The following is a 10,180-nucleotide window of genomic DNA, read 5'->3' as shown; positions in this document are numbered from 1 at the left end:
AGCAGAATATGTACATGAAACAGACTCTGAGTATTTCGGCACTGGTCTTACTGGCAGGCTGTGCGGTCAATCCCAAACCACTGACACCAACGCAAATCGATACGACTGCGCGTGAAAATATTGTTGCGGTGGATGCGGATCAGGAGCCCGTAACAGCTCCGATCAATCTCTATGAAGCCATGGCGCGGGCGCTCAAATATAATCTCGATTATAAAGTCGAGCTGATGGAAGAGGCCCTCAAGAACCGGGAGCTTAATCTGTCGCGCTATGACATGCTGCCGCAATTGGTTGCCAATGCAGGCTATGCCGGGCGCAATAATTTCTCCGGTGCCAGCTCGCTGTCCTTGATAACGCGGCGTCAGTCGCTCGAACCATCAACTTCCGCCGAGCGGGATATTTTCACGGGCGACTTGTCGCTTAGCTGGGATGTGCTCGACTTCGGCTTGTCCTATGTCCGTTCGCAGCAAAAGGCCGATGAATTTTTGATCTCGCAGGAACGCCGGCGGAAAGTGGCGAACCGGATTATCGAAGATGTCCGCACCTCTTATTGGCGCGCAGTGAGCGCCGAACGCCTGCTGACCAAGCTCAAGGAACTGGAAGGCAATGTCAGCACCACGCTGGATAATAGCGAACGGCTGGCGGAACGCCGCCTATCCGCGCCGCTGACAGCACTGACCTATCAGCGCGAACTGGTGCAGATTCAGGCCGAGATCCGGAAGTTGCAGCGTGAACTTGTGGTTGCCAAGGCGCAACTCGCAGCGCTTATGAACCTGCGTCCAGGCACCAACTTCTCGCTGGTATTGCCAGACCGGACGGACAATTTGCCCGCCGTCAAATATTCCGGCGAAGATATGATGATGACGGCGCTGAAAAATCGCGCCGAACTGCGTGAGGTTAGCTATCGTCAGCGGATTAACAGCAAGGAACTAGATGCGGCCCTGCTCTCAGCTCTACCCAGTTTCCGCGGTATCTTAGGTGTGAATGTCGATTCCAACGACTTCCTGTTCAACAATAACTGGTTCCAATATGGCGCGCAGGCGAGCTGGAACGTGCTCAACCTGTTCAAGCTGGGTCCGAAGAAAAAGGCGGTGCGGGCACAGGATGACCTGTTGCGGCAGCGCGAACTGGCGCTGACCATGGCGGTGATGACGCAGGTCCATGTCTCGCGGGCGCGCTTTGGTCATTTGCAGGAAGAATTGCAGACCGCCGAACATCAACACCGGGTGCAGGATAAGATCCTCTATCAGATTCGTGCGGGCCACAAGGCTGGCGCAATGAGCCAACAAACCTTGCTGCGCGAGGAAATGAACACGCTGGTTGCAGAGGTGAAATATGATATAGCCTATGCCGAGGCGCAAAATGCCTATGCCAATCTGTTCGCATCGATGGGCATAGATGATTTTGCCCCCGATCTGACAGGTCGCGAGGATGTCAGCACATTGACTGCATCCCTAACGAACCTGTGGCAGGAACGCGAAGCGGCGATGAAACTGGATCAATAGCCGAGCAATAGAAAGTACGTTCAATGAGTGACGCACCCGAGGATGAAGCCTCGGACACCGGGGAAAAATCAAAGGCGCCATGGCTATGGGGTGGCGGCATTGCGCTTGCCGCTGTCATTGGCGTGGCCGTTGCCAGCAGCGGTGACGGTACGGACTGGTCCAGCAACGAAGCAGCTGCGGGCGCGGCCGAGGAACAGGCTGAGGAAACAGCCGAGGCACAGGCCGAGAAACCGGAACCCAGTCCGGATCCTGACGTGCGTGGCGTTATCAAGCCCAAGCAGGAATCAACGGTCGCCTCGCGGATGACTGCCCGGATTACGTCCATGCCCTTTGGCAAGGGTCAGAGTTTCCGCAAAGGCGCTCTGCTCGCGCAATTTGATTGTTCAGCCATTCGTGCAGAGCTGAAAGCTGCGCAAGCGGCGGCCAATGCCTATAATGTCACTTACAAAACCAATGTCGAGCTCGACCAGTATGAAGCGATTGGCAAGAATGAGGTCGCGGTGGCCAAAGCCAATCTCGGCAAAGCCAATGCCGAGGCCAATGCGATCAAGGCAAACCTGACCGATTGCGCTGTCTACGCGCCATTTTCTGGCACAGTGGTTGAGGAAATTGCGGGTCGCGGAGAGATTGCGGCAAGCGGGCAGCCGTTGCTGACGATTCAGAGTGGCGGCGATCTAGAGGTAGAGCTGATCGTACCGAGTAACTGGCTCACATGGCTTCGTCCCGGCGCGGACTTCACTTTCAAGATCGACGAAACCGGTGCAGATGTCACGGGCCAGATCACCCGGTTAGGCGCGTCGGTAGATCCGGTGAGCAAGACCATCCGCGTGACCGGCAATGTCGACAAAACCGAAAGCCTGGTCCTGCCGGGGATGAGCGGTACCGGCGTGTTTGTGAAACCGTCGGACAAACCAGCACAGAGCGCGGCGGAAAAAGCATCGTCCGATGCCCCAGCTAAATCAGAAGCAGCAAAAGCCGATGGCCGCCAGCCCTCCTGATTCCGACCCCGCGCCCATTGCGATATTACCTGTAGCCTCGGGGGCAGCACCGATATCCGGTGATGCCAATATGCTCGCCAGCTTGCTGCAATTTGAAGCGGAAGTGCGTCGCAAGCCGGGGGTGGCCGAGCTTCATTATCATGTTGCCAATGAATTGCGCCGCATCCTGCCCTATGAGCAGATGTTCATCGCGCGGCAGCCGCGTATTGGTGATGATTTTCACATCGTCTGTGCGTCGAGCATATCATCGGTCGATCGCAACGCTCCGCTGATTCAGGCGATGGAAAAGCTGATTGCTAAACTGGCCAAAAATGATGGTCTGGACCGGCCGCATGATTTCACCCTCGGGGCGATGAGCGAAGATTCCGCGCTGGCGGAATATCCCTATAGCGAATGCCGCTGGCAGCCGTTGCTGGACAGCGAGGGCAAGGTGTTTGGCGGGCTGCTGGTGATGCGTGAAGCGCCGTTTCGCGAAGGTGAAGGCTATCGGCTGACACGGCTTTCCGAAACCGTTTCGCATAGCTGGCGAGCGCTGACCGGAGACAAGCCGGTCAAGCGCATTGGCCGCTTTGGCCGCAAAGAGAAAATCGGCATATTGGTCGCGCTGTTGGTGATCGCGCTCTTCCCGGTACGTATGACCGCCTTGGCACCTGTGGAGGTTGTGGCCGCACGTCCGTTCATGGTTGCTGCCCCCTTTTCCGGCGTGATTTCGCGTATCCATGTGGCACCCAATGCAGCGGTCGAAGAAGGCGCATTGCTCGTGTCCTTTGATGACGTGAAGCTGTCGAACGAACTGAAGCTGGCGCAGGAAAAACTGGCCGTGGCCAAGGCGCGCGTAGACCGGTCGACCAGTACCGCCTTTGGGGAGGATGATGAAACCCGTGAGATCGCAACCCTGCGCGCGGAATATGAACTGGCCCAGGCCGACTATAATTTCGCCAATGATGTTATGGGCTTGTCGCAGATCAAAGCCCCACGTGGCGGGATGGCAATTTATAGCGACCGCCGTGACTGGGAAGGGCGGGCCGTCAATGTCGGCGATCCGATATTGCAGGTCGCCGACCCGGGCGAGATCGCACTGCGGATTGATTTGCCCGCTGCGGAACAAATGGCGCTGGAAAATGGATCGCGCGTAAAAGTCTGGCTAGATGCACAACCACTCTGGGCCATCGAAGGCAAGGTTGAACATGCCAGCTATCAGGCACGGCAGACTGCAGAAGGCATTTTGGCTTTTGCGGTGACAGCCCAACCGACGTCGGACAATCCGCGCATTGGCTCGCGCGGCACCGCCAAGCTTTATGGCGAGTGGGTGCCGCTCATCTATTCGCTGCTCAAGCGCCCGATTGCGAGCTTTAGACAAACTATCGGCCTATGACCGCTGCTGTGCCTGTCGAACCGGAACGGCCCTTATTGCCGCCATTGCGGCAAGAATTGCGGATTGAGCCGGGCGCGGCTCTGGTCACCGGTGCACCCAGCTGGACTCTGTTTGACCCGGTGCGGCATCTGTTCTTTCAATTGGGCAGAATTGAATATCGCATCCTCTCCCGCTGGGCATCCGGTGATCTGGCGAAGGTCAATGATGATCTTGTCGCTGAAGGTCTGGACGAGGAAGAAATCAATAACGCCTTTGGTCAGGTCGTCGACTTTTCCCTGACCAACAGCCTCACCGTGACGCCGATGGGTGACACGGTTGCGAGCTTTACGGAGCAGCGGGAAACCGCCAAAAAAGCCTGGTGGAAATGGATGCTGGATAATTATCTGTTCATCCGCATCCCGATTGTCAAACCGGCGGCTTTTCTGGAACGAACGATCGACAAGGTTGCGCCGCTCTGGTCCTATCCGGCCCTGACCTTCTTCGCCTTGCTGGCCCTCACCGGCCTGTTTCTGGTTTCGCGCCAGTGGGACAGCTTCCTTGCATCCTTTCTCTATTTCTTCAGTTGGCAGGGTCTCATCGCCTATGGGATCGGCCTGTTTGTGATCAAGATTCTCCATGAGCTGGGCCACGCCTATACCGCCACCCGCTTTGGCTGCCGGGTGCCGAGCATGGGGGTCAGCTTTCTGGTGATGATGCCCGTTCTCTATACCGATACATCCGGCGCGTGGCGGCTGACCTCGCGCAAGCAGCGGCTGATGATCGATTGTGCCGGTGTCACGGTCGAGCTGATGATCGCGGGCCTTGCGACCATGGCCTGGGTGCTGCTGCCCGACGGTATGCTCCGCAGCGTCGCCTTCATTCTTGCCACCACCAGCTGGGTGATGAGCCTTGCGATCAACCTCAATCCGTTCATGCGTTTTGATGGCTATTATGTCTTGTCCGACTGGCTCGGCGTGCCCAATCTGCAACCGCGCGCCTTCGCACTGGGCCGCTGGCGGCTGCGTGAGATGCTATTCGCATTGGGTGATGAGGCACCCGAACAGGTGCCCGACCGATTGCGCCGCGGGATGATCGTCTATGCGTGGATGACGTGGGTCTACCGCCTGTTCCTTTTTATCGGTATCGCGCTGTTGGTCTACACGCTGTTTTTCAAATTGCTCGGGGTGATCCTGTTCGTTGTTGAAATTGCCGTGTTCATTGCCCGTCCGGTGCTTTCGGAATTCAAGGTCTGGGCGAGCATGAAGGATCGGATCTTGGCCACTTCACGGACGCGGTTGCTGTTGATTGGAAGCGGCATAGCGCTGCTGCTCTGCCTGTTGCCGCTCGATCGCCATATCAGCGCACCTGCCGTGCTCACTCCAATTGGGGCGTCTCCGATTGTCGCCGGTGACCCGGGCAAGGTGGAAAAGCTGTTTGTTGAGAATGGCCAGAGAGTTGCGGCCGGCGCGCCACTGGTTCAACTCTCTGCTCCCGAGCTGGAACAGTCCATCGCGGCCACCAAGGTCAGAATAGCCAACCTGCAACTGCAATTTGGTCGCGGTGCGGCGGACGAGATTGATCTGTCCAATCGCATGGTCCTCGAACGCGAATTGAAGCAGGAGCAGGACCAGCTTGCTGGCCTTGAACTGCGCAGCGAGCGCCTCATCCTGCGCGCGCCGATTGCCGGGATTGTGACGGATTTGTCGCCGGATATTCACAGCGGGCGTTGGCTCGGCGGGGCGGAGCCCATTGCCTATATTGTGACATCCGATGACTATGATATTCAAGCCTATGTCAGTGAAGATGATATCTGGCGCATATCCAAAGACGCGCGCGGCCGCTTTGTTCCGGATGATCCGGTACAGGCATCCCGGGCCGCCATGCTGGTCGAGAAGTCGACCAATGCAGTGGAGAGAATTGATCAGCCGATATTGGCTTCCGTCAATGGCGGGCCGATCGCCTCGGACAAGGATGAGAATGTCCTGCGGCCCCGCGCCGCCCTTTACCGTGTGCGCCTGATCGCCTCGAAAAAAGTCTATAAGGATGGTGAGGCTTTGCAGCTCACCCCCGGCAGTGTTGAAATCGCGGCAACCGGCCGGTCGGTTGCTGGCGGTTTGCTCGACAAAGTGACGCGTCTCTTCAGAAGCGAAGCTTCCCTGACCAATTAACCTAGTCTTGCGCTAGCCCCGATTGTTTAACTGATTCGCTTCTTTAACCAATCTGATTTATGCTTGCCTCAACAAGACTCGCGAGGGGGATTAAGATGGAACAATTAGGTGCGCTCGATGCGATGTTTGCCTATACGGAAACACGCAATACGCCGATGCATATTGGCCAGCTGCTCATCTATGATCCATCGACGGCTCCTGGCGGCAAGGTCGGGTTCAAAGATATTTTGCACTATATTGAAGGCCGGCTCGATGGCGCGCGGATTTTCCGTCAGAAACTGGTGCGGGTGCCGCTCGACCTTGATCACCCCTATTGGATCGAAGATGACAATTTCGATCTCGAATATCATGTCCGTCATATCGCCTTGCCGCAGCCTGGTGACTGGCGGCAGCTTTGTATTCAGGCGGCACGGATCTATGCGCGGCCTTTGGACATGAATCGCCCGCTGTGGGAGTTTACGGTCATCGAAGGTCTCGACAATGTCGAAGGCATCCCCAAGGGTAGTTTTGCCTTGGTGCACAAATTCCACCATGCGGCGGTGGACGGGCAATCCGGATTGCAGATGACCCTGGCGCTGCATGATCTTGATGCGAAAATGAAGCCGCGCAAATGGGACAAGCAATGGCGGCCAGAAACAAAGCCTAATGACCTGAACCTGCTGATGCGGGCGCAGGTGAATAATATCGCCAATCCGGTGCGCGGTCTGCAGACGCTGGGCAAGCTGCTTCCTGTGCCGAAGCGCATGTTCGATTTTGCGAGAGAGAATAAGCAACAAAAGGACGCTTCAACCGGCATTCCCAAGACACGCTTTGGTGACCGGTTGACGCCGCACCGTGTGTTTGACGGCAAGATATTCTCGCTCTCCGACATCAAAACAATACGCACTGCCTTTCCCGGTGTGACCGTTAATGATGTGATGTTGAGCATCGTCGGCGGAACCATGCGTGCCTATCTTGAAAGCAAGGGTGAGCTGCCGAATAACACGTTAAAAGCGGGTGCACCGATTTCGGTACGCGATGACAATGGCGAAGCGGCTGGCGGGAACCAGGTATCGATGATGACGGTTGGCCTCGGCACACATATTGCCGACCCGGCGAAGCGGCTGGAATTTGTCGCCAAGGAAACCAACCGGTCCAAGCATATGGTTGAAGCGGTCGGTGCGCGGACATTGATGGAACTGAGCGGCGCGATGCCAGCGGGCCTGACGGCAGCTGCCACGAAACTGGCCGCGCGCATGGGTCTGGGGCAGACCGTCGCGCCGCAGATGAACACGGTCGTCACCAACGTGCCGGGACCGCCGGTCTCGATGTATTTTGCCGGCGCCGAACTCAAACGCAGCTTTGGCATGGGATTACCGACTGACGGCATGGGGGTTTTCCACATCGTCACCAGCTATCATGGTGAAGTTATGCTGACGATCACGGCATGTCGAGAGATGCTGCCTGATCCTGCTACCTATGCAGATTTTGCCGAGAAAAGCTTCAAGGCCCTGCTGGCGGCAGCGAAGAAAGCGAATGCGGCAGCGGCCAAAAAAGCCAAGCCGAAAAAGGCAGCAGCAAAAAAACCGAAAAAGCGCCTGACCACACCTTCCGCTACGGCAGGCAAGGGTCGCAGGAAGACCGCTAAATAATCGCTCGATATCTGGGACGTGAATCTGCACGCCTTCGCTTGACTCGCTTGATTTGATTGCGCATCCATCGGCGCAATCAATTCATCCCTATAAAAAGCGAGAGGCGAAACTCCCATGAGCACAGTAGAATTTAATGACCGCGTAGCCATTGTCACCGGCGCCGGTGCCGGGCTTGGCAAGCAGCATGCGATGGAACTCGCGCGGCGCGGTGTGAAGGTTGTCGTCAATGATTTCGGCGGCGCGCGTGATGGCACTGGCGGTTCTGCGACCGTGGCCGAGCAGGTTGTTGCAGAAATCGAAGCCGAGGGCGGCGAAGCTATGGCAGCCGGGTGCAGCGTCACTGATATGCCCGCGGTCGAAAAAATGGTTGCTGATGCAATTGCCAAATGGGGCCATGTCGATATTCTCGTCAATAATGCCGGCGTGCTGCGCGATAAGAGCTTTCACAAAATGGGCATGGAAGACTTCCAGTTTGTCATGGATGTCCATCTAACCGGTAGTGCCAATTGCACCAAGGCGGTCTGGGACCATATGCGCGAGCGCCAATATGGCCGGATCGTGATGACGACCTCGTCCACGGGGCTCTATGGCAATTTCGGCCAGGTCAACTATGGTGCCGCGAAACTGGCGCTGGTTGGCATGATGAACAGCCTGCATCAGGAAGGCGCGGGCAAGGGCATTCACACCAATTGCATCTCTCCGGTCGCGGCCACCCGCATGACCGAAGACATCATGCCGGAAGAAGCGCTGAAATTGCTCGTTCCCGAAGCGGTGACACCTGCTGTGGTCTATCTGTGCAGCGATGGCGCGCCATCCAAGACGATTTTGACGGCCGGTGCCGGCGGTTTCGCAGCCGCAAAAATCCTTGAGACCGAGGGTATCTGGCTGCCGGAAGCCAATCGCAATGCCGAAGCCATTGCCGAGAATATCGACCAGATTCTCGATGAAACCGGGATGCAGGAATATGCCAATGGCGGCGGCCAGGGCGGCAAATTTTTCCGCCGGATGCAGGAAGTCATGAAGGGCTAAAAGACCCCAAAAAAGGAGAAACAAAATGCCAGTAATTAATGCAAGCGAACTTGACGACTGGAAGGGTAAGGAAGTCGGCGTGTCCGAATGGTTTGAAGCCAGCCAGGACCGGATCAACAAATTTGCCGATTGCACCGAAGATCACCAGTTCATTCATGTCGACGAAGAAAAAGCCAAGAACACACCCTTTGGCGGCACCATCGCCCATGGTCTGCTGACACTCTCATTGATGCCGGCCATGTCCTATGGCTGCACCCTGGGCCTCGAAGGCGCGGTGATGGGTATCAACTATGGCTATGATAAAGTCCGCTTCCTCAACCCCGTCCGCGCCGGATCAAAAGTCCGCGCCCGCCACGTGCTGGTTGATGCGGTGGAAAAACAGCCCGGCCGCTGGCTGATGACCTATGATGTCACGGTGGAAATTGACGGCATCGAAACACCCGCGCTGATCGCGCGGTCACTGGCGATGATTGTGGTTGGTTAGACGCTGGTCGCTATTGTTTAAGAAGGGCTCCGGGTCTGCTTCCGGGGCTCTTTTGTTTTGATATTATTGGTTATTATGGGTGTGAGATTGAGCGTTAACGCAATTCAGTTTCTGCGTGGCCCAGAATATGATAACTACCCATCTATCTCATGCCACAATCATTTCCTGATGTTCTAATCTTTACCGATCTTGATGGTACCCTGCTTGACCATCACAACTATTCAGCGGTGCCGGCAAATCTTTTGATCGAGCAGATACAGACACAGCTAAATGTCCAGGTTATTCCAGTAACCAGTAAAACCCGTGCTGAATTGGAACTAATGGAAGAGTTGAGGGTTTTGTGCGCCGCGCCCGCGGTCTTTGAAAATGGTTCTGTAGTTGGTGGAGCGGATCGGTTCCCATTCTTCCGGTCCGGCCAAAGCCCCACCTTGGTTCTAGGTGTTAGCTATCAAGAGATTTTGAATAGAATCGCCTCACTACCCGCATCGCTACGCAAGCATATCCAGGGCTTTAACGATATGTCTGTGGCGGAAATTGCAGATTCAACAGGACTTTCCATCGATAGCGCGCGCGCAGCGAAACAGCGAGAGGCAACCGAGCCATTTTTATGGTCGGGGTCCAATAGCGAAATGTCAGAATTACAGTCGACAATGAACGCTGCCGGCATAAAGATCCAGCAGGGTGGACGGTTTTTCCATTTTACTGGCGAAGCGACAAAGATTTTTGCCGTGCAACAAGTTCTTGAAGCCTATCAAAAGAGCAATCCCCAGACCAGCTATGTCACTATTGCCTTGGGCGACGGTCCCAATGACCTGAAGATGATTGAGGCAGCAGATCATGGCGTGATTATGCCCAATCCCGATGGCGCGGCGATTTCTTCAAACAAAGCGCACGTTCAGGTGGCATCAGCGCCGGGGCCAAAAGGGTGGGTTGCTTCCGTTTCGCAAATACTTGATGAACTAGGTTTCAACGTCCCGGATTTCTAACTAGATTTCAACCGGAAAAACACGGAGA

8 protein-coding genes are annotated in these 10,180 nt (G+C 56.0%); all 8 read left to right on the top strand.

What is annotated here, in order from left to right; translation table 11 throughout:
* Positions 1 to 14 precede the first annotated feature (14 nt).
* The 8 genes from BS29_RS16570 to BS29_RS16535 all read left to right on the top strand — a co-directional run bounded on the left by BS29_RS16570 (position 15) and on the right by BS29_RS16535 (position 10,152).
* Entirely contained in the window at positions 15 to 1,502 is a 1,488-nt protein-coding gene (locus BS29_RS16570; protein WP_229954736.1) for a TolC family protein, read from the top strand.
* 23 nt (positions 1,503 to 1,525) lie between these two features.
* Positions 1,526 to 2,500 (top strand): efflux RND transporter periplasmic adaptor subunit, encoded by a 975-nt coding sequence (locus tag BS29_RS16565; RefSeq protein WP_229954735.1) that lies wholly within the window; start codon positions 1,526 to 1,528, stop codon positions 2,498 to 2,500.
* Entirely contained in the window at positions 2,448 to 3,875 is a 1,428-nt protein-coding gene (locus BS29_RS16560) for an efflux RND transporter periplasmic adaptor subunit (RefSeq protein ID WP_229954734.1), read from the top strand. Before BS29_RS16565 ends, BS29_RS16560 begins: the two co-directional genes overlap by 53 nt.
* Positions 3,872 to 6,022 carry an HlyD family efflux transporter periplasmic adaptor subunit gene (locus BS29_RS16555; protein WP_229954733.1) on the top strand — a complete coding sequence of 717 codons (2,151 nt, stop codon included), beginning with the start codon at positions 3,872 to 3,874 and terminating at the stop codon, positions 6,020 to 6,022. The genes BS29_RS16560 and BS29_RS16555 overlap by 4 nt, the downstream gene beginning before the upstream one ends.
* Positions 6,023 to 6,117: 95 nt before the next feature.
* Positions 6,118 to 7,653, top strand: a complete 1,536-nt coding sequence (locus BS29_RS16550) for a WS/DGAT/MGAT family O-acyltransferase (RefSeq protein WP_229954732.1) — start codon at positions 6,118 to 6,120, stop codon at positions 7,651 to 7,653.
* Positions 7,654 to 7,767: 114 nt separating this feature from the next.
* The gene (locus tag BS29_RS16545; protein ID WP_229954731.1) at positions 7,768 to 8,682 is read left to right on the top strand and encodes an SDR family NAD(P)-dependent oxidoreductase; all 915 of its coding nucleotides are present in this window, start codon (positions 7,768 to 7,770) and stop codon (positions 8,680 to 8,682) included.
* 25 nt (positions 8,683 to 8,707) lie between these two features.
* Positions 8,708 to 9,166, top strand: a complete 459-nt coding sequence (locus tag BS29_RS16540) for a MaoC family dehydratase (RefSeq protein WP_229954730.1) — start codon at positions 8,708 to 8,710, stop codon at positions 9,164 to 9,166.
* Between the two features lie 149 nt (positions 9,167 to 9,315).
* On the top strand, positions 9,316 to 10,152 hold the full coding sequence (locus BS29_RS16535) for an HAD-IIB family hydrolase (protein WP_229954729.1): 837 nt from the start codon (positions 9,316 to 9,318) through the stop codon (positions 10,150 to 10,152).
* The last annotated feature ends 28 nt before the right edge of the window (positions 10,153 to 10,180 follow it).

The organism is Parasphingorhabdus litoris DSM 22379 (assembly GCF_020906275.1).
Taxonomy (GTDB): Bacteria; Pseudomonadota; Alphaproteobacteria; order Sphingomonadales; family Sphingomonadaceae; genus Parasphingorhabdus; species Parasphingorhabdus litoris.
The sequence above is the reverse complement of the archived record's forward strand: the minus strand, read 5'-3'. Positions and strand labels throughout refer to the sequence as shown.

What these genes read in the sequence shown, in the direction of transcription:
- BS29_RS16570 (WP_229954736.1), top strand. Translation starts at nt 15, where the DNA reads ATGAAACAGACTCTGAGTATTTCGGCACTGGTCTTACTGGCAGGCTGT.
- BS29_RS16565 (WP_229954735.1), top strand. Translation starts at nt 1,526, where the DNA reads ATGAGTGACGCACCCGAGGATGAAGCCTCGGACACCGGGGAAAAATCA.
- BS29_RS16560 (WP_229954734.1), top strand. Translation starts at nt 2,448, where the DNA reads ATGCCCCAGCTAAATCAGAAGCAGCAAAAGCCGATGGCCGCCAGCCCT.
- BS29_RS16555 (WP_229954733.1), top strand. Translation starts at nt 3,872, where the DNA reads ATGACCGCTGCTGTGCCTGTCGAACCGGAACGGCCCTTATTGCCGCCA.
- BS29_RS16550 (WP_229954732.1), top strand. Translation starts at nt 6,118, where the DNA reads ATGGAACAATTAGGTGCGCTCGATGCGATGTTTGCCTATACGGAAACA.
- BS29_RS16545 (WP_229954731.1), top strand. Translation starts at nt 7,768, where the DNA reads ATGAGCACAGTAGAATTTAATGACCGCGTAGCCATTGTCACCGGCGCC.
- BS29_RS16540 (WP_229954730.1), top strand. Translation starts at nt 8,708, where the DNA reads ATGCCAGTAATTAATGCAAGCGAACTTGACGACTGGAAGGGTAAGGAA.
- BS29_RS16535 (WP_229954729.1), top strand. Translation starts at nt 9,316, where the DNA reads ATGCCACAATCATTTCCTGATGTTCTAATCTTTACCGATCTTGATGGT.